Raw genomic sequence first — 21,816 nt, forward strand, 5'->3', positions numbered from 1 at the left:
ATATCTCAATAAAATGATCATTATTTTCTTTGCTAGTTGAACTGATATTAAAGCCAGCAATTAGTTGCGTCGGCTTGCCTTCGTTGCAGCCCTGCTCCCACAGGGATCTTGTCGATATTCAGCGTTGTCCAATTAGATGCGGCAAATGGAGGTCGGGCGCGATGAGGCTATCAATCAAATAAACACTAAACCCCACAACATCCTTCGCATGATGCTTAGCCTGCGAAGCCATCTCCGCAAGCTGGCTGGCATCAAGCGCTGCACAAGCCTCAGGTCGCAAATGCACCACCCCGATCGATAACGACAACAACGCAAACTCCTGCCGCACACCCTGGCGATTCGGCGCAATAAAACATCCCGCCTCAAGGTGTTCAGGCCGATAGAAGCGGCGGCATTGGTTTTGGAAGTCGTCGAGCAGTTGGTTGAGGCGTTTGCGCCAGTCTTCGGGGCCTAGGACGAGGAGGAAGTCGTCGCCGCCGATGTGGCCGACGAAGTCGCGGGTGGGGTCGATGCGCTCGTTGAGGCATTGGGCGAGGCAGAGCAGGACTTCGTCGCCACGGCCGTAGCCGTAGATGTCGTTGAAGGGTTTGAAGCTGTCGATGTCGACGTAGCAGATGATCGACTCGCGGGCCTGTTGCAGCAGGCGGGTGAGGCACTGCTGGATCGGTACGTTGCCTGGGAGCAGGGTGAGGGGATTGGCGTAGCGTGCCTGTTGGATTTTCAGTTCGGTGATCAGTTTCAGCACGTCGATCACCCGGCCGAGGCCGAGGTAACTGCCGTTGAGGGTGATGATGAAGTCTTCTTCGATGCGCTGGCGGGCGCGGCTGGTGATCAGGCGGCTGACTTGCTGCAGCGACTGGCTGATTTCCACGGCGAGGAAATCATCGTTCATCAGGCGGCTGATCGGTTTGCGCGCGAACAGATCGGTGGCAAACGGTTTGAGCAGTGCGTCCGACAGCGAGTGGCGATGGACGATGCCGCAGGGCTGGCCTTGTTCGTCGAGCACTGCGAGCGAATTGAGGTTGGCCTGGCGGCGAAAGGCTTCCAGTACCGTCGCGGTGGGCGTATCGCGTTGCACGGCGGGCTGCTCGTTGAGCAGGGCGCTGAGGTCGCTGCCTTCGTCATTCAGCGCGACGGCGCTGCTGTCGTGTTTGGGCATCAACGCGCGAGCGTCGCGGGACGGATGTTCCTGAGGGCGGCCGAGCAGGTAGCCTTGCACCAGGTCGACGCCCATTTCAGTCAGCACCGCGAGTTCTTCCGGTAGCTCGATGCCCTCGGCGATGACTTGCGCGCGCGAGGCTTTGGCGATTTGCAGAATCGAACCGACAAACTCTCTTTTCAACGCATCCTGATGAATGCCATCGATGAAGTGCCGGTCGATCTTCACGTAATCCGGACGCAATTCCGACCACAGGCGCAGGCTCGAATACCCTGCGCCCAAGTCGTCCAGCGCAATGGAAAAACCCATCGCCCGGTAATGATGCAGGGCGGTTTGCAGCAACTGGAAGTCATCGATTGGCGTCTGCTCGGTGAGCTCGATGACCACTTGGCTCGGCGCAATGCCCAAGTCCTGCAGCAGTTGCAACGTACGCCCGGGTTGGTGCGCGGCTTCGAGCAAGGATTCTGGAGACACGTTAAGGAACAGCTTGCCCGGCAGTTGCTGTTCGTTGAAGCGGCGGCAGGCGCTTTGCCGGCAGGCGATTTCCAGTTCGCTCAACCGACCGGCCTGACGTGCAACGGCGAACAGGGCAATCGGCGAGTGAAGAGGGCTGTTGGACGGCCCACGGGTGAGGGCTTCGTAACCGAGAATGCGGCGTTCGGAGAGACAGATGATCGGCTGGAACAGACTGTGCAAACCGCTTTGAGTCAGGATCGAGCTCAAGGCGCTCAGCTGTTCGGTCGTGGTCATGGCAGTCTCTGGCGATAAAATAAAGGACCGGGAGCGCCTGCTCCCGGTCCTTTATTGCACGACAGAATGATGACTGTTTGATGACGATCCGTGGATCGCCAGCACTAAATTGCCATCACTTACTTCTTGGCCACCTGATTGCTCAGTTTCAGGTAATCCAGCAGTACGCGCCCGGTTTCGCTCAGGTAGGCATCGTCTTCCGGTTTGACCTTGTCCGGCTCGGCAGCGGCCAGTGCGTCTTCGTCTTCTTTCTTCAGCTCTTTGAGCGGTTCTTCGCCTTTGGCCTTGCGACGGATGTTCTCCATCGCCAGCTGCTTGGCGTCGATGTCGGCATGCTGGGCACGACGATCGGCTTCGTTGAGGCTGACGGTTTTTTCTTCCATCAGTTTCTGCGCCAGGGCCAGCTTGTCGCGGATGAACACGAACTCGGCGTCCTTGTTGGTGCGCGAGTCATGCTCGGACTTGAGCTGGGCGAGGAACGGCTTGAACGGATCGGCCGCCGGCTTGATCGCCGCGCGAATGGTGTCCCACGGCATGGCTTCCGGCAGGGCGCTTTCACCGATTTCCTTGGTGTCGATCAGCGACGGGTAGTCGATGTCCGGCAGCACGCCCTGATGCTGGGTGCTCTGCCCGGAGACACGATAAAACTTGGCCAGGGTCAGTTTCAGTTCGCCATGGTTCAGCGGCTGAATGGTCTGCACAGTGCCTTTGCCGAAAGTCTGGCCGCCGATGATCAATGCACGGTGGTAGTCCTGCATGGCGCCGGCGAAGATCTCCGAGGCCGAGGCGGACAGGCGGTTGACCAGCAGCGCCATCGGGCCTTTGTAGAACGCGCCCGGGTTTTCATCTTCGAGGACGTCGACACGGCCGTCGGCGTTACGCACGAGTACGGTCGGACCTTTGTCGATGAACAGGCTGGTCAGCTCGGTGGCTTCCTGCAGGGAGCCGCCGCCGTTGTTGCGCAGGTCGATGACCACGCCGTCGACTTTTTCCTTTTGCAGCTCGGTCAGCAGCTTCTTGACGTCGCGAGTGGTGCTCTTGTAGTCCGGATCGCCGGCACGGAATGCCTTGAAGTCGAGGTAGAAGGCCGGGATCTCGATCACGCCAAGTTTGTAGTCCTTGCCGTCCTGTTTCAGGCTGAGAATCGACTTCTTCACGGCCTGGTCTTCGAGCTTCACCGCTTCACGGGTGATCGGCACGATCTTGGTGGTCTGATCGTTCGGCGCATTGCTCGCCGGAATCACTTCCAGGCGCACCACGGTGCCTTTCGGACCGCGAATCAGTTTGACCACTTCGTCCAGACGCCAGCCGACCACGTCGACCATTTCCTTGTTGCCCTGGGCAACGCCGATGATCTTGTCGGCGGGAGCGACCTGCTTGGTCTTGTCCGCCGGGCCTGCCGGCACCAGACGCACGACCTTCACTTGATCGTTGTCGCTCTGCAACACGGCGCCGATGCCCTCGAGGGACAGGCTCATGTTGATGTCGAAGTTTTCCGCGTTATCCGGCGACAGATAGTTGGTGTGCGGGTCGTAGGACATGGCGAAGGTGTTGATGTACGCCTGGAAGATGTCTTCGGCGCGGGTCTGGTCGAGGCGCGCCAGCTGATTCTTGTAGCGCTTGGTCAGGGTTTCCTGGATCTGCTTCGGGTCTTTGCCGGCGATCTTCTGGCGCAGCACTTCGTCCTTGACGCGTTTGCGCCAGAGGTCGTCGAGTTCTGCGGTGGACTTGAGCCAAGGCGCGTCCTTGCGATCGATCAGCAAGGTCTCCTTGGTGTTGAAGTCCATCTTGTCGACGCCTTTGTTCAGCTCGGCAAGGGCGAAGTCCAGACGCGCCTTGACGCGGTCCAGATAGCGCTTGTAGATGGTGAACCCGGCGTTGAGGTCGCCGCTTTTGAGGAAGTCGTCGAACTGCGTCTTCCACTTGTCGAATTCGGCGATATCGCTGGCCATGAAATAGCTGCGCGACGGGTCGAGCAGCTTGATGTAGCTGTCGTAGATGATCACCGAGCGCGCATCGTCGAGCGGCGGCTTGCTGTAGTGGTGACGCTTGAGCAACTCGACGACGTTCAGGCTGGCGATGACTTCATCGCGATCAGGCTGCAACTTGTCCCAGCTGTTGGCTGCGAATGTGGTGCCCGACACCGGCAACAGACCGATACCGATGAAAAGAGCGAGGGCGGTGCTGGGGAGCAGATGCTTCATGCTGATTCGACGCGGGGACAATTGATAACGCATATTAGGCCGTCTTTGAAGTCGCCGGTTCTTTGAGAGCCGGTCGCATAATGCAAAAAGCCCGGCGCTACAGCTTCGGGCTCAGTCCAGACTCACTATGGAGGCAGTGTGAAGGCATTGCAAGGCGTTGAAGGTCAAGTGGCATGGGTTGAAGAGCCGAGGCCGACGTGCGATGTAGGACAAGTCCGCATCCGGGTGGCGGCAGCCGGCCTCAATCGCGCCGATTTATTACAGAAAGCAGGGCTTTATCCGCCACCACCCGGGGCCAGCCAAGTGCTTGGTCTTGAGTGCTCCGGGGTGATCAGCGAGGTCGGCGCGGGCTCGTCCTGGCAAGTTGGCGACCGGGTTTGCGCCTTATTGGCCGGGGGCGGCATGGCTGAAGAGGTGGTCGTCGACGGACGGCATGTGCTGCCCGTGCCCGAAGGTGTTTCGCTGATCGAGGCGGCGGCATTGCCCGAGGTGTACGCCACCGTCTGGCTGAATGTGTTTCAACTTGCAGCGCTGAAACCCGGTGAGAAAATTCTCCTGCACGCCGGCGCAAGTGGAATCGGTTCAGCAGCCATTCAGCTGTGCAAGGCCTTCGGTAACCCTTGCTGGGTCAGCGTCGGTTCCGCCGAACGCCTGGCTTACTGCGAAGCGTTGGGTGCGCAGGGCGGCGTGGTGCGTACCGATGATCTGGAGAGCCTGCGCGACTTCGGGCCGTTCGATGTGATTCTCGACCCGGTGGGCGGCAATTATTCGGCGCTGAACCTCAAGCTGATGGCGCTGGACGGGCGTTGGGTGCTGATCGGTTTGATGGGCGGGCGCGAGGCGAAACTGGATCTGGCGCAGGTGTTGGCCAAGCGTGTGCAACTGCTCGGCTCGACGTTGCGCAGCCGTAGCGATCAATTCAAGGCGGATCTGCTCAGTGACCTGGGCCAGCATGTCTGGCCGTTGTTTGCCGAGGGCCGCTTGCGTCCGCAATTGGCCAAAGCGTTTGCGGTGAAGGATGCCGAAGCAGCGTTTGCCGAACTGGCGAGCAATACGGTGGCCGGCAAGTTGGTGTTGGTGATTGACGACAGTCTTAGCTGACAACAGGTTCCTGTAGGAGTGAGCTGGTCGCGATGGCGGCGTGTCAGCCAACATCAATGTTGACTGGAACACCGCCATCGCGAGCAGGCTCACGCCTACATTAAATCTTCGTCATTTCCAGAGATGGATCGGCCAGCCGGCCTTTTCTGCGTGCTCGAGCAGCACCGGATCCGGATTGACCACGTGTGGAAAATCCACTTTCAACAGCAGCGGCAAGTCATTGCGCGAATCGGAATAGAAACTCGCGCCCTCGAGGTTTTCTTCTTCGGCATCCAGCCATTCCAGCAAGCGGGTGATCTTGCCTTCGCGGTAAGTCAGGGTGCCGACGGTTTTACCGCTGTATACGCCATGGGCGACTTCGAGGTCGATGGCCAATATCTCGTCGATGCCCAGACGATCGGCGATCGGGCGAACCAGGTGCGCACCGGATGCCGAAATCACCAGAATCCGGTCGCCGGCCTTGCGGTGGGCGGCGATGGTTTTGGTCGCGTCGCTGAAGATGATCGGTTCAATGAAATCCTCTACCCACGGGCCAACCAAGTGCTCGATTTCCGCAGGGGTGCGGCCAATCAGCGGTTCGAGACTGAAGGCCATATAGTCTTCCATCGCCAGATGTCCGCGGCCGTAGGCATCCATCAGTTCCTTGTCGCGCTGCATGAATGACTCGCCATCGACCCAGCCGAGGCGGGCCATCTGCTCACTCCATAGCGAGGAACAGTCGCCGTGGATCAACGTTTCGTCCAGATCAAAAATTGCCAAAGCCATCGGTTCTCTCCGAGAACAGCTCCAAGCCATGAGGCTTCAAGCTGCAAGAATTGGAATCAAGTACGCCGCAGTCTACAACTTGAAGCTTGTAGCTCGAAGCTTGCAGCTGCTTTTAAGCAACTTCGCACAATGCCGTCGGATCGATGGAAAGTGCCAGGCGTTGTCCGTCGGGATGCAGATCGGCGGCGGAGCGGTTGAGTACGTCGACCACCAGTTCCACCCCGCGCGCTTCGACGCGATAGCGAATGACGTTGCCGAGCAGGCTGTGACTGCGGATCTGCGCATCGAGTTCGCCGTCAAGGCTCAGTTCGATGGCCTCCGGGCGGATGGCGATGCGGTGGTTGACCGGCCGTTGCAACAGCTTTGAGGCGGCATCGGCATCGAGCAGGTTGTAGTTGCCGATGAAGCCGGCGGCGAATACATCGACCGGCGCGGTGTAGAGGGTTTCGGCGTCGCCGCTCTGGACGATCTTGCCCTGATTCATCAGGAAAATCCGGTCCGACATGGTCAGCGCTTCTTCCTGATCGTGAGTGACGAAGATCGTGGTCAGGCCGAGTTCGCGCTGGATCTGACGGATCTGCTCGCGCAGGTGTTTGCGAATCCGTGCGTCGAGCGCCGACAGCGGCTCATCGAGCAGCAACAAGCGCGGGCGGGTCACTAGCGACCGGGCGAGGGCGACACGCTGGCACTGACCACCGGACAGTTGATGCGGATAGCGGCTGGCGAAGTCGTGCAGTTCAACCAGTTTCAACACTTCAGAGACGCGCTTGTGGCTGTCATCGGCGTTGACCTTTTGCATGCGCAGGCCGAAGGCGACGTTCTGTTCGACGGTCATGTTGGGGAATAGCGCGTAGCTTTGAAAGACCATGCCGATGCCACGTTTCTGCGGGCTCAACGGCACGAGGTCGACACCGTCGAGGAGGATCTTGCCGCCATCCACCGGGGTCAGCCCGGCGATGCAACGCAGCAAAGTCGACTTGCCGCACCCGGACGGGCCGAGCAGGGTGACGAACTCGCCTTTGATGATTTCGCAATCGATGTCGCTGAACACCGTGGTGCCGGCGTAACTTTTCTGCAGGTGTTGGACGCTGACGTAGCTCATTCGCTTTTGTCCTTGTTCAAGATGTTGGCGATCCAGGTCAGGACCAGCACGAAAAAGAAATACGAAATGACCAGCGCACTGGTGAAGTGGCCGCTGCTGTTGCGCATGTTGTTCAGGTACACCTGCAGGGTTTCGTAGCGGGTGCCGACGAGGATGTTGGCGAACACGAATTCACCGAAGAGGAACGAGAACGACAGTAGCAGCGCCACCATCAGGCCTTTGCGCAGATTCGGCAGCACCACCAGAAACGCCGCTTGAAAAGTGCTGGCGCCAAGCAGTTGCGCGGCGTCCATCAGGTCGCGCAGGTTGATCGCTTGCAGGTTGTTGGTGATCGCGCGGTACATGAACGGCAGCGCCACGGTGAAGTAGCAGCCGATCAGAATCCATGGCGTACCGACCATCGCCATCGGCCCGGAACCGTATAGCTGCAGCAGCCCCACCGAGGACACCACCGGCGGCACCGCGAAGGGCAGCAGGATGAGGATGTTCATCAGCGCATCGAGTTTCGGAAAGTAGTAATGCACGACAAACAGCAGCGGCAGGATCAGCACCACCGATAACACCAGCGCGCCGACACAGACGATCAGCGACTGACCGAATGCATGCAGAAAGCGCGGATCGCTCCACAGCTGGATGTACCACTTGAAGGTGAAGCCGCTCGGCAGAATGGTCGCCGACCAGCTGCTGGCGATCGAGTAGACCAGCGTGCCCAGCAGCGGCAACAACAGGATGGCGAACAGCAGATAGACCACGACGCGGTGGTAGAGGCCGGCCGGGCCGGATTCAGCGCGAGACATGGTAGCTCCTCTTCAACAGCAATTGATGCACGACGGTGACGATGGTCATCAGCGCCACGAGCACCACGGCCAGCGCGCTGGCCAGGTTCGGGTCAAGGGAAATGTCGCCGGACACCATCGCCGCAATACGGATCGGCAGAACGTTGAAGTTGCCGGTGGTCAGCGCATAAACCGTGGCGTAAGCGCCGAGGGCGTTGGCCAGCAGGATGACGAAAGTACCGAGCAACGCCGGGGTCAGCACCGGCAGACCGATGTGCCGCCAGAACTGCCAGCCGTTGGCGCCGAGCAGTGCGGCGGACTCGCGCCAGTCTTCACGCAGAGCGTCGAAAGCCGGGTAGAGCAGCAACACGCCGAGCGGGATCTGGAAGTAGGTGTAGAGGATGATCAGGCCGGTTTTCGAATACAGGTTGAAGTCCTGAATGATCCCCGACTGCTTGAGCATGATGGTGATGCTGCCGTTGAAACCGAGCAGGATGATGAACGCGAACGCCAGCGGCACGCCGGCAAAATTGCTGGTCATGTTGGCGAAGGCATTCACGAAGTTGCGCAGCTTCGAATCGACCCGACGCAGCGAGTAAGCGCCGAGCACGGCGATGATGATGCCGAATACGCTCGACCAGAAACTGATCTCCAGGCTGTACTGGATTGCCTGCCGATAGAACTTCGAACCGAAGATCTTGCTGAAGTTGGCCAGGCCCCAGCCGGACTCTTCCGACTGCAGGCTGTTGATCATCACCCAGACCAGCGGGGCGATTTCGAAGACGATGAAGAACAGCGCGAAGGGCACCAGACACAGCGCCGCGAGCCATTTGCCGCGATTCATGGCATTCACTTGAGCAGCTCCCGGCACACAGGTTTGTCGTGGGGGACGCCGAGCAGTTCGCAGACCGTGCCGCAGATCTCGGTCTGCGTTGGTGTGGCGTCAGGGTTGAGGCTGAACGCCTCGCCGAGGACGAACAGCGGCACCTGACGTTCTTCCGCCAGCAGGCCGTTGTGCGAGCGATCGTTGTTCATTCCGTGGTCGGCGGTCACCAGTACCTGGTAACCAGCGTCGAGCCAGCTCTGCAGATAGTCGGCGAGGATGACGTCAGCCGAGCGCGCGCTGTTGCGGTATTGCGAGCTGTCGAGGCCGTGCTTGTGCCCGGCGTCGTCGATATTCATCGGGTGGATCAGGAGGAAATCCGGCGCATGACGCAGGCGCAGGTTCTCGGCGTCGGCGAACAGGTGCGAATCCGGATAATGGTCGTTCCAGTAGAAATGCCCGTGCTGGATTGGCAATGTCGGATCGTCGGTGTGGCGGTCGCGCGCGGCCACGAACGGTGAGCGGTTATACAACTCGCTGACCCAGTGATACGCCGCAGCGGCGGTTTTCAGCCCGGCATCGCGGGCGTAGTGATAGATGCTGCGCTGGTTGGACAAGCGCGAGACATTGTTGTGAACGATGCCGCTGTCGATCGGCGGCACGCCGGTGAGAATGCATTCGTAAAGCGGTCGGGACAGGGCGGGCAGTTCGCACTCCAGTTGATAGAGCGCCGCGCGTCCTGCGCCAACATAAGCCTGCAGATGCCCCATGGCGTGACGCGCAACCTCGTAGTTGAGGCCGTCGAGCACGACAAGGATGACGTTGTGCTTCATAGGGGCAAGAACTCCGCGAAACAGGAAATTTCAGATCCAGCCGAGATCCCCGTGTAGGAGTGAGCCTGCTCGCGATAACGGTGGATCAACCAACATCGTCGTTGAATGTTCGACCGCTATCGCGAGCAGGCTCGCTCCCACATTCGGATCTTCAGCGGATCCCGAACAGGGGGATCACAGGATTACTTCATCTCTACGATGACTTCCTCGTTCCACTGCTGCGGCAGGGCTTTGGATGTCTTCTCCCACGCGTCGGCATCCTTGACCGGCGTGACGTTCTTGTACTGCTCGTTCGGCAGCAGTTTGGCTTTCACGTCTTCCGGCAGTTGCAGGTGTTCGGCGCGGATCGGCCGGGCGTTGCCGCGGGCGAGGTTGGTCTGGCCGGCGTCGCTGAAGATGTATTCGCGGGTCAGCTTGGCGGCGTTGGGGTTTTTCGCGTACTTGTTGATGATCGTGGTGTAGCCGGAAATCACCGAGCCGTCGGATGGAATCAGCACTACGTAATCATCCGGGTTGGCCATCTTGGCTTTGTAGCTCAGGCCATTGAAGTCCCAGACCACGCCGACTTCGATCTCGCCTTTTTCCATGGTGGCGATGGTCGGGTTGGCCATCGACAGACGACCCTGTTTGGCGAGGTCGGCGAACAACAGCAGGGCAGGCTTGATGTTTTTCTCGTCACCGCCATTGGCCAGTGCCGCAGCGAGGACACCGTTGGCGGCCTGGGCAGCAGTGCTCACGTCGCCGATGGAGACTTTGTATTTGCCGGTTTTCAGGTCAGCCCATTTGGTCGGCACGTCGGAGCCGTTCAGCAGCTTCTTGTTGACGATGAAGGCGATGGTGCCGGTGTAGGCCAGTGCCCAGTTGCCGTCCTTGTCCTTGGCCCAGTCCGGCACCTGATCCCAGGTGCTTGGCTTGTAGGGTTGCACCACGCCTTGCTTGACCGCGATCGGGCCGAAGGCGGCACCGACGTCGCCGATGTCGGCGGTGGCGTTGTCTTTTTCAGCAGCGAATTTGGCGATTTCCTGGGCCGAGCTCATGTCGGTGTCGATGTGTTTCAGGCCGTATTTCTTGGCCAGGTCTTCCCAGGTGCCTTTCCAGTTGGCCCAGTCATCGGGCATACCGACGCTGTTGACGGCGCCTTCCGCTTTCGCAGCGGCTTCGAGGGTTTTCAGATCGGTGTCGGCAGCCATGGCGGCGCTGCACATAGCGATGGTCGAGCCTAACAGTGTTGCCAGGAAAAGCTGTTTCATTCCGAAGCTCCTTGGTCGTGTTCAACGCTGCGATTGCGGTTGGTGTTGGTCTAGGTCAGCAATACCTGAGCCAATTTAGGTCGGCTGGATGACATTTTGATGTCGATGGCCGCGTGGCTGATCTTTTATCAACCATTGTCAGGAAGGTGCCAGATCAGCGTAGACCATACCCAAAGGCCCGTAGGGCAGGGGACTTGGCCGATGTATTGCAAGCCGTGAAAGCGACCGTTCGGTAGTTTTGTCATCTGTCGGTCATCTGCACTGCCTAGGCTTGCAACATACGAAGGCGCTTTGATCGGCGTTCGGATTTGCCCCGAAACAGTGCTGGTCTAGTCCAGATAGGTAACGTTGATGCGCGATGAGGCAACGAAAGCGGTGACAGCGATTGGCCAGGTGCTGCAGGAGCAGATCGATCATGGTTTGCTGGCGGCCGGGAGCAAGTTGCCCGCTGAGCGCAAGCTCAGCGAGTTATTCGGGACGACGCGGATCACTGTGCGTGAAGCGCTGTTGCAATTGGAGGCGCAAGGGCAGATTTATCGTGAGGAGCGGCGCGGCTGGTTCGTGTCGCCGCCGCGTCTGGCGTACAACCTGATGCAGCGCAGTCATTTTCACGCCATGGTCAGTGCGCAGGGGCGTGAGCCGTCGACCGAGGTGATTTCGGCGCGGTTGCAGCCGGCGTCGGCGGCGGTGTGTGCGTGGTTGCAGCTGCCGGCGTTGTCGAGCGTGATCCAGATTTGCCGCTCGCGGCGGATTGATGGCCGACTGGTGTTGTATGTGGAGCACTATCTGAATCCGCAGTTTTTTCCGGGGATTCTTGAGTTCGATTTGAATCAGTCGATCACTGAGTTGTATGCGCGGCATTTCGATTTGCACTATGGGCGGGTGCGGTTTGAGATTGTGCCTACCTCTTTATCTGTCGATGCGGCGGCGGCTTTGCGGGTGTCGGTGGGGAGTCCGGGATTGAGGATTGCTCGGGTCAATTATGATCAGCATGGGCGGTTGATCGATTGTGATCTGGAGTTTTGGCGGCATGATGCGATTCATGTAGGGGTTGATGTGGTTTGACCTTCTGGTCGCTGCGCTCCCACCCTCGGATAAATACCTGCGCTCAGCCTGCCGACGGGCTCCAGGATCAAAAGCGGAACTTGAGCTAACGCTCATCGTGTGTGAGCTGCCGAAGGCTCGGGCCGCGATCGGACGATCTTTTGATTTTGATTTTGCTGTTCTGTGGGAGCGAGCCTGCTCGCGAAAGCGCCCCCACAGTCAACCCCTCTCTACTTGCCCACCCTCGCATTCCCATACAGATAATCCGTCGCCAACGACGCCAGTGTCCTCACCCCAACCACCAGCGCCGACTCATCCACAAAGAACCCCGGATTGTGATTCGGCGCGGCTTTGCTCATGTCCTGGTCCCTCGGGGTCACTCCAAGAAACACAAACAGTCCCGGCGCTTCCTTGGCGAAGAACGAGAAATCTTCCGCCCCACCCACCAGCGGTCCCTGCACCACGTCATCCTTGGCCGCCCACTTCAACGTCGGCAGCATTTTCTCGGTCAGTGCCGGGTTGTTAATGGTCGGGTCGTATTTTTCGATGATGGTGACGTCGGCTTTAGCGCCGCCGCTTTCGGCGATTTTCTCGACTGTCTGGCGCACGTCGCTGTGCAGTTTCTGGCGGATGCCGTAGTCGTAGGAGCGGATCGTGCCGGTCATGTCGAGCGATTCGGGGATGATGTTGTAGCGGGTGCCGCCGTTGATGGTGCCGATGCTGACCACTGACGGGTAAGAGGAAATGTCGGTGCGGCGGCTGACCACGGTTTGCAGGCCGACGATGGTTTGCGCGCCGACGGTGATCGGGTCGATGCCGTCCCAGGGGCGGCCGGCGTGAGTTTGTTTGCCATAGATCTTGATGCGCAGGTCGTCGGAGCTGGCCAGGGTCGGGCCGGGGCGGTAGGCGATCTGGCCGGCGGGGACGCCGGCCCAGACGTGCAGCCCGAACACCGCGTCTGGTTTCGGCGATTTCATTACGCCTTCCTCGACCATCATCTTCGCGCCCCAGGTGTTTTTGCCGTCGGGAATGAAGTCGCTCGGGCCTTCCTCGGCGGGCTGGAAGTAGAACACCACGGTGCCGGGCAGGGTGTCGCGCATGCCGGTCAGAATTTTCGCCGCGCTGAGCAGGATGGCGGTGTGGGCGTCGTGGCCGCAGGCGTGCATGACGTCGACTTCCTTGTCCAGATACGTGCCTTTGGCTTTCGAAGCGAACGGCAAGTCGGAGACTTCCTTGACCGGCAGCGCATCCATGTCGGCGCGCAGGGCCACGGTCGGGCCGGGCAGGGCGCCTTTGAGAATGGCGACCACGCCGGTGCGCGCGACGCCGGTTTTCACTTCCAGGCCCATGGCTCGCAACTGTTTGGCGACCAGTTCAGCGGTGCGTTTTTCAGTGTTGCCAAGTTCTGGATGAGCGTGAAGGTCGCGGCGGGTTTCCAGCAGCTCCGGTTCGAGCTTCTGCGCCTGCTCGGCGATGCGCGTGCGGGCGCTGTCCATCGTCGCGGCACTGGCGTGGCTGGCGACCAGGGTGAGCAAAAGGGTCTGGGCAATACGCGTCAGTTGCATGGGCTTCTCCTTGATTATTGTTGTTGGCTTCCTTGCCTGTGACAAAGGCTTTGCACGCAAGTGCGATCGAGTCAGGAAAGCGCTATGCGCTCCGACAGATTTACGTTTGAGCATAAGTTATCAGCGAAAACTCCTACCGCTTTATCAGTTCCGTCCGGCGTGACAGATAAAAGGCCGGCGATAACTATGTACCGCACCGCACAACATTCACTTCCATAAATTTCTCCAGGTGCCGGTCGCTTTATTGGCTGTTTCAGGGTGACCGGCCAATGCGACAAAAATTATTGTCCATGGAGGACTTATAAATGCAGCGTAATGGAATAACGCTTCCGCCGATTGTTGTGCGTCCGGATAAACAAGATGAATATTTACATTATTTAGGTGCAGGGGACGGTTCGGGACCAGGCATTAACTTTGCGCCGTTGGGTGAAATACTCGATATGGAAAGTATCTACAAAGATACTTCCAGAAATATTGCTCAAGTCATCGAACATGAACTGGCAGAAGTACGGGCAGCAGGCGATCAAAGTGTATTGCCTCCTTTGGATGCGCTGGCGCGGGAGATGCGATTCAGGGATTCCCTGATCGCCAGGAAGTTTGGTGCGCTTTTGGTGGCCAAGGACGTGGCCATCGAACGTTTCGGCCACTCCCAGGTTGAAACTTTTTTCAACGGAGGTCGTTTACCGCAAGTCAATCGGCGAAGCTCCAGCGTCAGCGTACGGCAGGCCTATAGCGCCTTGTTCAACGCCAAGTTACTGGTTGAAGGCATTGGCGTGTTGAACAGCCAGTCGGCCACGGTCAAGGGCATGATTGCCGTGGTGCAAGCGCAGGAAGCCGAGCGGATCGCTCAGGAGCAGGCGCGGTTGGCGGCGGAATACGCCAGGCAGGTTGCACAGGAACAGGCCCGCGTCGCTCAGGAGCAGGCGCGGCGGCAGGCGGAGGAGCTGGCGCGGCAGGCCGCGGCCGATGAAATCAGGCGGCTCGAAGAGGAACAGGCCCGTTTGGCGGCTGAGGCACTAGAGCGCAAGCGTGCCGAGGAACAGGCAGCGCTTGAGGCTGAGGCCGAAGCACGCAGGGTTGCTGAGGAAAAGCGTCGGCAGGACACCTCCGGTGGGCACAGTAGCCTGTTGCGCTTTCAGGGCAATACCAGCCACGCCCAACTGGTATTTGCGACGTCCGCGGGTGCGGTCGCGATTGCCGACAACCTGATGGCGGGTTTAGCCGCTTCGATTCGCGCGGCGATGGCCGGTTTATCGGGGCTGGCTGCCGGCACGGCGTCCGGTCTGATGGTGGGGGTAAGTGCGTTTGTCTACTCCCCGGTGTTGGGTAATGGGGAATTGCCTGAACGCTTTCTGCTCAGCCTCCCACTGGCAGATCTGCTGCCCGGTCAACTGCCTGATCTGGACAGGCTGGCAAGCGAAAGAGCACGACTGAATCTGCCGGTACGTTTGAGCGCCCGGCCGCTGACGGGCTCTCTCGCCGAACTGCTTGTCGTTCCGGTAGCGGGGACAAAACGGCCTTCCGGCGTTCGCGTGGTTGCAGCTGGTTTCAACGCGGGGAACAACACTTACAGCGCGACCCTCACTGACATCCCGCCGACAACTGCGGTCTGGACTCCCGCAGTAACGCCGGCAGACAGTTCAACGCTGTTCCCCATCGAGAATCCGTCCCCACCGCGATATATCGGCGGCAACCTCGTGCCGATTGAAGGACGGATCGACGCTCACCCAGGGCGGGGCAGCATTCGTTTCGACGACTTCATTCTGGTCTTCCCGTCGGAATCGGGCCTGCCACCGCAGTACGTCATGTTCCGGGATCGACGCAATGATCCAGGGGTGGCGAGTGGTCATGGAGCGCCGGTTGCGGGTGGATGGCTGGAGGCGGCTACACAAGGTGAGGGGGCGGCAATTCCCTCAAAAATTGCAGATCAATTGCGAGGCAAGAATTTCAAGGATTTCAGGGCATTCAGGGAGACTTTCTGGAAAGCGGTGGCCGCTGATGCGGAACTGGCGATGTCGTTTGATCCAGGTAGTCTCAGTGCAATGAGCAAAGGCCGATCACCGTATGTGAAAGCGGGCGATCGGGTTGGTAAACGAGTGAAGTTTGAGTTGCACCACGTCTCATCGTTATCGGATGGTGGGCAGTTGTACGATATTGACAACCTGCGGTTGCTAACTCCGAAACAGCATTTGGCAGTTCATAAGGGAGGCGAGTAATGAAAAAATTAATGATCAATGAAATGTCCGAAGAGCAATTCTTGCATTTCGTACAAAAGATATACCAATCGGATTACGCGACTGAGAAGGGGCAAACCTCAGCTGTAATGGAGTTTGAACGACTGAGCGAACATCCAGCGGGTTCCGATTTGATCTACTACCCAGAATCGGGGAAAAGCGGTCCGGAAAATATTGTGGCGGAAGTCAAAAGGTGGCGGGCCGCCGAAGGAAAACCTGGTTTCAAAGCCAGATAAAACTAGCCCCCTATTGGTATTACCTGCCAATAGGGGGCCATCTCTGTTCAGCTTTCCTTTTTGATTTCCACCCCAGGCGTAATCACCTGCACACTCATCCTTGGCGTCGCCAGATCCAGCCCCGCCTCATCCAGTTGCCTTTTCAGCGACAAATTGAACGCCCGGGAAACCTCCCACTGTTTGATCGGCGCCGTCTTGAACCGTGCGCGGAGGATCGCGCTGCCGGACTCGAAACTTTCCACACCCTGAATCTCCAGCGGCGACCAAATGTTGCGGCGCTGCAACGGATCGCTGCGCATCTTCTGGCCGACGTCGCGCATCAGTTTGATCGCGTCGTCGATTTCCATGTTGTATGGCACGGCGACGCGGAAGATCGCGTAGCCGAATTCCCGCGAGTAGTTCTTGATGCTTTTGATTTCGCTGAACGGGATGGTGTGGACGATGCCGTCGATGTCGCGCAGGCGTACGGTGCGAATGGTCAGACCTTCGACAGTGCCGAGGTGGCCGCCAACGTCGACGTAGTCGTCGATGGCCAGCGAGTCTTCGATGATGATGAACAGGCCGGTGATCAAGTCGGCGACCAGCGACTGCGCACCGAAGCCGATGGCCAGACCGATCACGCCGGCACCTGCCAGCAGCGGCGTGACGTTCATGCCCATATTCGCCAGCGCGACGATCAGCGCAATGATGAAGATCGCCACGAACAGCACGTTGCGGATCAGCGGCATCATCGTCTGCGCCCGTGCATTCGCCAGGCCTTTGCGCGAGCGGGTGAGGGCGTGGTGCACGGCGGTGTCGGCGAGGATCCAGATCAGCCAGGAGAAAATCAGCGTGCCGATCAGGCTGAACAGTTTGACGCTGATGTCGTGGCCATCGCCTTCGGCGAACGCGATCAGCGAATGGCCCCAGACGCGCAGGCCCAGTTCGATGAAGATCAGCCATACCAGCAAATGCGTCAGGGTATAGAAGAAGTTTTTCAGGCGCTCCGAGTACAACGCATGGCGTTTCGGCCCGCGTTGCGGTTTCAGCGAATGGCGGCGCACGAGGCCGTTGATAACCATGCATAACACCAGCAGCACCGTGCAGATCAGCGACTGGCGCAGCGCGGTGCTGGTGTCGCCGGCGGAGACAAACGTGGCGAACAGCGAGATGCCGACCAGCACCAGTGCCGGCACGTACCAGAAGGTGCCGAGGATTTCGATGGTATCGCTGAGGGCGCGGCGGGTCAGGCGCCGCGACAGCGGTTGGTTGCGGATCAGGTGCGCGATCGGTCGGCGGAATCGCAGAATGAACAGGCCGGTCGACAGCGCCGCGAGCACATTGGCCGTGGTCGCGGCGGTGTGCGCCAGATGTACGCCCAGGCTCTCGACCAGGCGCGGATCGCTCAGCGCTTCACCGAACGCGGCGAAGCTGCCGATCAGCCACAGCGGCCGAAACGCCTGATGGCGCAGGATGTACAGCGCGCGATGGCGATGCGGGCCGTCGAGCAGGGAGAAGGCGATCACGCAGATCGCCGAGAAACAGGTGCCGACCACCAAGGCATAGGCCAGCACCATCGCAAGGATTTTGCCCAGCGAAGACGGCAGCACGTAGCTCATGTACACCGTCATCACCAACGCGATCAGCCACGGCCCGAGCTTGCGCAGGGCAAAGCGCAGCATGTCGAGGGCCTTGGGGTGTTGCGGCAGTTCTTCGGTGAGACCGAAGCGCAGACGCACGCGGTGGCTGAGCCAGATCAGCGCGGCGGCGAGCAGGCTCCAGACCATCAGGATCACCGCGAAACCGAAGATGATCGGCAGCCATTCATTGGCCGGCAGCAGCTTGCTGGTCAGTTCGTCCTTGGCCAGATCGAACTCGTTGGACCAGCGGGTAATCGGGCTGTCGGCGCCGGAAAACTGTTTTTCGAAGCTGGCGAGGGTGCCGCCGATCAGGCCCAGCACGCCTTCTTCCGGGGTGGCTTGAGCTTTCTTCGTAGCGTCGCGCAGCTTCTTCAGATCGCTGAGCAACTGCGCGCGTTGCTTGTCGTTTTCCAGCGACTTGATCACTTCGTCCAGTGACTGACCGAGGGGTTCCACGGCTTCAGGCTGCGGTTTGGAAGTGTTGAGCAGGCCGGGCAGACCGACCGCTTGGGCGGGCGCCAGCGGCAGCAGCGTCATCAGGCAGACAAGCAGCAGACCGGGCAAAGCAAAAAGACGAGCAAACACCAGGGGACAACCTCGGAATAGGCGAATGCGCTGGAGTGTACGAGGCCCTCTGGCGCAATGCGAGCCGGGCTCGGTCATTCGTTCAGTTTGGCGAGGATCTTGTAGACCACCGTGGCGAGAATCATCAGCATACCGATCCACATGGCGAACACCCCGGCGTTCTTGTCGCGGAAGTTGAAGCCGATGGCCAGCAGGATCATTCCGCTGAGGATGGGAATGAGCATGGCGTGGAAGGAGGACATCGAGATCATGGAGACTGCCTTGTCTGTGGGGGATGCTTGCAGTCTAGGCGGGTTTTCGAGGCGGGGTGTGATGTGGCTCAGGAATGCATCAGGCCGGAAGGATTCTGCTGTCTGCACAGGCGATTTCGCAAGCAGGCTCGCTCCCACAGGTTGATTTGCATTCCAAGGGGAGATGACTGGCTCCCACAATAAAATGCAGTTCAATTGTGGGAGCGAGCCTGCTCGCGAAGCTTTTCAGCCTTTATGGCAATTCGCGACTGGCATAAAACGCGCTCAGCACTTTGACCAGATGCGCCAGGTCATGGCTGCCGCACAGTTCGCGAATCGAATGCATGGCAAAGGTCGGCAGGCCGATGTCGACGGTGCGCACGCCCAGATGGCTGGCGGTGATCGGGCCGATGGTCGAGCCGCAGCCCATGTCGCTGCGCACCACGAAGCTTTGCACCGGGACTTCTTCGGCCATGCACAGATGGCGGAAGAAACCGGCAGTTTCGCTATTGGTGGCGTAGCGCTGGTTGCTGTTGACCTTGATCACCGGGCCGGCGTTGAGTTTCGGGCCGTGGTTGGCGTCGTGCTTGTCTGCATAGTTAGGATGTACGCCGTGGGCGTTGTCGGCGGAGACCAGCAGGGATTTCTGAATAGTGCGCACGAACTCGTCGCCTTCCGGCAGCAGGCGGCGCAGAGTCTGTTCAAGCATCGGGCCATCGGCACCGCACGCCGAGCACGAGCCGACTTCTTCGTGGTCGTTACAGACCAGCACGCAGGTTTCGTCGGTCTCGGCGGTGAGCAATGCTTGCAGGCCGGCGTAGCACGACAGCAGGTTGTCCAGACGCGCACCGGCAATGAAATCGCCGTTCAGGCCGATCACCGCCGCGCTTTGCGTGTCGTAGAAACTCAGCTCGTAATCCAGGACCACGTCGGCGTTCAAACCATGTTCGCGGGCCAGTTGGTCGGTGAGCACGGCGCGGAAATCGACGCGCTCGTCACCGGCGAATTGCGCCAGGATCGGCGGTAGTTCGGTCTGCGCGTTGATCGCCCAGCCCTGGTTGGCTTCACGGTTGAGGTGAATGGCCAGGTTGGGAATGATCGCGATGGGTGCCTTGAAGTCGATCAACTGACTCTCGACCTTGCCGTCACGGCGGAAGGTCACGCGGCCGGCGAGCGACAGATCGCGGTCGAACCACGGCGCCAGCAGCGCGCCGCCGTAGACTTCGACGCCCAGTTGCCAGAAGCCCTGACGTTGCAGTTCCGGTTGCGGCTTGACCCGCAGACACGGGCTGTCGGTGTGAGCGCCGACCAGACGGATACCGTCGTGCAGTGGCGAGTTGCGGCCCATTTTGATCGCGACGATCGAGGAGTCGTTACGGGTGACGTAATAGCGGCCGTTGGCCTCGGTGGACCATGGCTCGCGCTCGTCGAGGCGTACATAACCGGCGGCCTCCAGACGCTGAACGAGGCTGGCGGTGGCGTGGAACGGGGTAGGGGAGGCCTTGAGAAAGTCGATCAGGCCCTGGTTCAACTCTGCGCGCATAAGAAACTCCAGACAGCAATGGGCGGGAGTTTAACGTATTGGCCGGGGAATTGAATCCGGACCGGATCCCCTGTGGGAGCGAGCCTGCTGGCGAAAGCGATTGATCAGTCAACATCAATGCTGAATGTGATACCGCTTTCGCGAGCAGGCTCGCTCCCACATGGGGCCGGTGCTGGCTGTCAGAACGGAGCCGGGCATTCGAAGCGCAGGCGCTCGCCGGTTTGCGGATGAGTGAAGCTGAGCATGCTCGCGTGCAGGCACAGACGTGGCCAGGCCGCCAGCGCTTGCTCGTGGGCGTAGAGCCCGTCACCGAGCAGCGGATGGCCGATCGACAACATGTGCACGCGCAGTTGATGCGAGCGCCCGGTGATCGGTGTCAATTCGACCCGGCACCAATCGCCGCAACGTTCCAGCACCTTCCAGAACGTCAGCGCGTGTTTGCCGAATTCGTGATCGACCACATGCCGTGGCTTGGTCGGTGGGTCGTAGCGCAGGGGCAGATCGATGCTGCCGCTGTCCAGCTCCGGCTGACCCCAGGCCAAAGCGGTGTAGGCTTTTTCGGTTTCGCGGTCGTGAAACTGCCGCGACAGTTCGCGATGAGTGTCGGCGTCACGGGCCAGCAGGATGATGCCGGAGGTTTCCCAGTCCAGGCGATGAACGATGCGCGCTTCCGGGTAGCCGTTTTCCTGCAAGCGGGTAATCAGGCAGTCCTTGTTGTCGTCAGCGCGACCGGGTACCGAGAGCAGCAGGGTCGGTTTGTCGACCACCAGTACGGCGGCGTCCTCATGGATGATGCGGATGTTGGACAGCGGCATTAAAACAGCCTCGTAACAAATGCCAACGGCGGTTCAGGACCATTCCACTGGGGAATGGCCCTGAACCGCCGTCATACCTGCCGGATCGACTCAGCGATCGGGCAGGGTGATGTTGAGTTCCAGAATCGAGCAACTGCCCTGGCTTTCCAGTGCAACATGTACGTCGTCGTTGCCGATGTTGACGTACTTGCGGATCACGTCGACCAGTTCCTTCTGCAAGGCTGGCAGGTAATCCGGCGTGCTGCGCTGGCCGCGCTCATGCGCCACGATGATCTGTAGACGCTCTTTCGCTACCGAGGCGGTACTTGGCTTTTTGTTGGCACGAAAGAAGTCAAAAAGGTTCATTACCTACCTCCAAACAGGCGCTCGAAGAATCCCTTCTTCTCGACATCGAGGAATCGGTGGGCTTTTTCTTTGCCCAGCAGGCGGTCGACGGTATCGCTGTAAGCCTGACCGGCATCGCTCTGGTCGTCGAGAATCACCGGCACGCCCTGGTTGGAAGCCTTGAGCACCGCCTGGGATTCCGGGATGACGCCGAGCAGGGTCACCGAGAGGATCTCCTTGACGTCTTCAACGCCAAGCATCTCGCCCTTCTCGACACGCTCCGGGTGGTAGCGGGTGATCAGCAGGTGTTCCTTGATCGGGTCTTCGCCACGTTCGGCGCGGCGCGATTTGCTCGCCAGCAGGCCGAGCATGCGGTCCGAGTCACGTACCGAGGACACTTCCGGGTTGGTCACGACGATCGCTTCATCGGCGAAATACATGGCCAGGTGCGCACCTTTCTCGATGCCCGCCGGGGAATCGCAGACGACGAACTCGAATTGTTCCTTGAGCTCCATCAAGACTTTTTCCACGCCTTCGACGGTCAGCGCGTCTTTGTCGCGGGTCTGGCTGGCCGCCAGTACGTAGAGGTTTTCCAGGCGCTTGTCTTTGATCAGTGCCTGTTGCAGGTTGGCTTCGCCGTTTACCACGTTGACGAAGTCATACACCACGCGGCGCTCGCAACCCATGATCAGGTCGAGGTTACGCAAGCCCACGTCGAAGTCGACGATCACTGTTTTGTGGCCGCGCAGAGCGAGACCGGTACCGATAGCGGCGCTGGTGGTGGTCTTACCCACACCACCCTTGCCGGATGTAACCACGAGAATCTTGGCCAAGGTGTTTCACCCCTAAGGAAGAAGG

Annotated in this window: 19 protein-coding genes; 4 read left to right on the forward strand and 15 right to left on the reverse strand. The window is 59.6% G+C overall.

Annotation, left to right across the window (positions count from 1 at the left end):
• Positions 1-118: 118 nt before the first annotated feature.
• Positions 119-1,909 carry a bifunctional diguanylate cyclase/phosphodiesterase gene (locus BXA01_RS24400; protein ID WP_076566759.1) on the reverse strand — a complete coding sequence of 597 codons (1,791 nt, stop codon included), beginning with the start codon at positions 1,907-1,909 and terminating at the stop codon, positions 119-121.
• A 119-nt stretch (positions 1,910-2,028) separates the two neighbouring features.
• Entirely contained in the window at positions 2,029-4,113 is a 2,085-nt protein-coding gene (locus tag BXA01_RS24405; RefSeq protein WP_164568687.1) for a carboxy terminal-processing peptidase, read from the reverse strand.
• A gap of 138 nt (positions 4,114-4,251) precedes the next feature.
• Here BXA01_RS24405 and BXA01_RS24410 point away from each other — a divergent pair, with 138 nt between their 5' ends.
• On the forward strand, positions 4,252-5,214 hold the full coding sequence (locus BXA01_RS24410) for a zinc-binding dehydrogenase (RefSeq protein WP_076566763.1): 963 nt from the start codon (positions 4,252-4,254) through the stop codon (positions 5,212-5,214).
• A 111-nt stretch (positions 5,215-5,325) separates the two neighbouring features.
• On the opposite strand, the gene BXA01_RS24415 is transcribed toward BXA01_RS24410, so the two are convergent.
• The 6 genes from BXA01_RS24415 to BXA01_RS24440 form a co-directional block, all read right to left on the reverse strand.
• Positions 5,326-5,979, reverse strand: coding sequence for an HAD family hydrolase (locus BXA01_RS24415; protein WP_076566765.1), 654 nt, complete (start codon positions 5,977-5,979; stop codon positions 5,326-5,328).
• Between the two features lie 112 nt (positions 5,980-6,091).
• Positions 6,092-7,081 (reverse strand): ABC transporter ATP-binding protein, encoded by a 990-nt coding sequence (locus BXA01_RS24420; RefSeq protein ID WP_076566767.1) that lies wholly within the window; start codon positions 7,079-7,081, stop codon positions 6,092-6,094.
• Positions 7,078-7,878 (reverse strand): ABC transporter permease, encoded by an 801-nt coding sequence (locus tag BXA01_RS24425; RefSeq protein ID WP_016773742.1) that lies wholly within the window; start codon positions 7,876-7,878, stop codon positions 7,078-7,080. The genes BXA01_RS24420 and BXA01_RS24425 overlap by 4 nt, the downstream gene beginning before the upstream one ends.
• Complete coding sequence (locus BXA01_RS24430) at positions 7,865-8,701, reverse strand: ABC transporter permease (RefSeq protein WP_161984092.1); 837 nt, start codon at positions 8,699-8,701, stop codon at positions 7,865-7,867. Before BXA01_RS24430 ends, BXA01_RS24425 begins: the two co-directional genes overlap by 14 nt.
• Positions 8,702-8,706: 5 nt before the next feature.
• Complete coding sequence (locus tag BXA01_RS24435) at positions 8,707-9,513, reverse strand: alkaline phosphatase family protein (RefSeq protein ID WP_076566769.1); 807 nt, start codon at positions 9,511-9,513, stop codon at positions 8,707-8,709.
• Positions 9,514-9,695: 182 nt separating this feature from the next.
• Positions 9,696-10,763, reverse strand: coding sequence for an ABC transporter substrate-binding protein (locus tag BXA01_RS24440; protein WP_076566772.1), 1,068 nt, complete (start codon positions 10,761-10,763; stop codon positions 9,696-9,698).
• A 351-nt stretch (positions 10,764-11,114) separates the two neighbouring features.
• On the opposite strand from BXA01_RS24440, the gene phnR reads away from it, so the two are divergent.
• The gene (gene phnR, locus BXA01_RS24445) at positions 11,115-11,828 is read left to right on the forward strand and encodes a phosphonate utilization transcriptional regulator PhnR (RefSeq protein WP_016773745.1); all 714 of its coding nucleotides are present in this window, start codon (positions 11,115-11,117) and stop codon (positions 11,826-11,828) included.
• 209 nt (positions 11,829-12,037) lie between these two features.
• Here phnR and BXA01_RS24450 read toward each other — a convergent pair whose 3' ends face one another.
• Positions 12,038-13,372 carry an amidohydrolase gene (locus tag BXA01_RS24450; protein WP_076566774.1) on the reverse strand — a complete coding sequence of 445 codons (1,335 nt, stop codon included), beginning with the start codon at positions 13,370-13,372 and terminating at the stop codon, positions 12,038-12,040.
• Between the two features lie 305 nt (positions 13,373-13,677).
• On the opposite strand from BXA01_RS24450, the gene BXA01_RS24455 reads away from it, so the two are divergent.
• On the forward strand, positions 13,678-15,588 hold the full coding sequence (locus tag BXA01_RS24455) for an S-type pyocin domain-containing protein (protein ID WP_076566776.1): 1,911 nt from the start codon (positions 13,678-13,680) through the stop codon (positions 15,586-15,588).
• Positions 15,588-15,842, forward strand: coding sequence for a bacteriocin immunity protein (locus tag BXA01_RS24460; protein ID WP_076566779.1), 255 nt, complete (start codon positions 15,588-15,590; stop codon positions 15,840-15,842). Before BXA01_RS24455 ends, BXA01_RS24460 begins: the two co-directional genes overlap by 1 nt.
• 47 nt (positions 15,843-15,889) lie before the next feature.
• On the opposite strand, the gene BXA01_RS24465 is transcribed toward BXA01_RS24460, so the two are convergent.
• From BXA01_RS24465 to minD, 6 genes are all read right to left on the reverse strand, one after another.
• A complete protein-coding gene (locus tag BXA01_RS24465; RefSeq protein WP_076566781.1) occupies positions 15,890-18,046 on the reverse strand; it encodes a mechanosensitive ion channel family protein in 2,157 nt (718 codons plus the stop codon).
• Positions 18,047-18,120: 74 nt separating this feature from the next.
• Positions 18,121-18,297: a hypothetical protein gene (locus tag BXA01_RS27160; RefSeq protein ID WP_016773747.1), complete on the reverse strand. Its 177-nt coding sequence runs from the start codon at positions 18,295-18,297 to the stop codon at positions 18,121-18,123.
• A gap of 232 nt (positions 18,298-18,529) precedes the next feature.
• Entirely contained in the window at positions 18,530-19,819 is a 1,290-nt protein-coding gene (locus tag BXA01_RS24470) for a M18 family aminopeptidase (RefSeq protein ID WP_016773748.1), read from the reverse strand.
• A 179-nt stretch (positions 19,820-19,998) separates the two neighbouring features.
• Positions 19,999-20,634: an RluA family pseudouridine synthase gene (locus BXA01_RS24475; protein ID WP_024012204.1), complete on the reverse strand. Its 636-nt coding sequence runs from the start codon at positions 20,632-20,634 to the stop codon at positions 19,999-20,001.
• Positions 20,635-20,724: 90 nt separating this feature from the next.
• A complete protein-coding gene (gene minE / locus BXA01_RS24480; protein ID WP_003223146.1) occupies positions 20,725-20,979 on the reverse strand; it encodes a cell division topological specificity factor MinE in 255 nt (84 codons plus the stop codon).
• Positions 20,979-21,791, reverse strand: a complete 813-nt coding sequence (gene minD, locus BXA01_RS24485) for a septum site-determining protein MinD (protein ID WP_007913953.1) — start codon at positions 21,789-21,791, stop codon at positions 20,979-20,981. The genes minE and minD overlap by 1 nt, the downstream gene beginning before the upstream one ends.
• Positions 21,792-21,816 lie beyond the last annotated feature (25 nt).

The organism is Pseudomonas sp. B10 (genome assembly GCF_900156235.1).
In the GTDB taxonomy this organism is placed as follows: domain Bacteria; phylum Pseudomonadota; class Gammaproteobacteria; order Pseudomonadales; family Pseudomonadaceae; genus Aquipseudomonas; species Aquipseudomonas siliginis.

Excerpts from the sequence above, each read along its gene's own strand:
- BXA01_RS27160 (WP_016773747.1), bottom strand. The coding sequence starts at position 18,297 with ATGATCTCGATGTCCTCCTTCCACGCCATGCTCATTCCCATCCTCAGC.
- BXA01_RS24440 (WP_076566772.1), bottom strand. The coding sequence starts at position 10,763 with ATGAAACAGCTTTTCCTGGCAACACTGTTAGGCTCGACCATCGCTATG.
- BXA01_RS24420 (WP_076566767.1), bottom strand. The coding sequence starts at position 7,081 with ATGAGCTACGTCAGCGTCCAACACCTGCAGAAAAGTTACGCCGGCACC.
- BXA01_RS24470 (WP_016773748.1), bottom strand. The coding sequence starts at position 19,819 with ATGCGCGCAGAGTTGAACCAGGGCCTGATCGACTTTCTCAAGGCCTCC.
- BXA01_RS24400 (WP_076566759.1), bottom strand. The coding sequence starts at position 1,909 with ATGACCACGACCGAACAGCTGAGCGCCTTGAGCTCGATCCTGACTCAA.
- BXA01_RS24450 (WP_076566774.1), bottom strand. The coding sequence starts at position 13,372 with ATGCAACTGACGCGTATTGCCCAGACCCTTTTGCTCACCCTGGTCGCC.
- BXA01_RS24460 (WP_076566779.1), top strand. The coding sequence starts at position 15,588 with ATGAAAAAATTAATGATCAATGAAATGTCCGAAGAGCAATTCTTGCAT.
- BXA01_RS24455 (WP_076566776.1), top strand. The coding sequence starts at position 13,678 with ATGCAGCGTAATGGAATAACGCTTCCGCCGATTGTTGTGCGTCCGGAT.
- BXA01_RS24405 (WP_164568687.1), bottom strand. The coding sequence starts at position 4,113 with ATGAAGCATCTGCTCCCCAGCACCGCCCTCGCTCTTTTCATCGGTATC.
- BXA01_RS24475 (WP_024012204.1), bottom strand. The coding sequence starts at position 20,634 with ATGCCGCTGTCCAACATCCGCATCATCCATGAGGACGCCGCCGTACTG.
- BXA01_RS24430 (WP_161984092.1), bottom strand. The coding sequence starts at position 8,701 with ATGAATCGCGGCAAATGGCTCGCGGCGCTGTGTCTGGTGCCCTTCGCG.
- phnR (WP_016773745.1), top strand. The coding sequence starts at position 11,115 with ATGCGCGATGAGGCAACGAAAGCGGTGACAGCGATTGGCCAGGTGCTG.
- BXA01_RS24425 (WP_016773742.1), bottom strand. The coding sequence starts at position 7,878 with ATGTCTCGCGCTGAATCCGGCCCGGCCGGCCTCTACCACCGCGTCGTG.
- minE (WP_003223146.1), bottom strand. The coding sequence starts at position 20,979 with ATGAACCTTTTTGACTTCTTTCGTGCCAACAAAAAGCCAAGTACCGCC.
- BXA01_RS24415 (WP_076566765.1), bottom strand. The coding sequence starts at position 5,979 with ATGGCTTTGGCAATTTTTGATCTGGACGAAACGTTGATCCACGGCGAC.
- BXA01_RS24435 (WP_076566769.1), bottom strand. The coding sequence starts at position 9,513 with ATGAAGCACAACGTCATCCTTGTCGTGCTCGACGGCCTCAACTACGAG.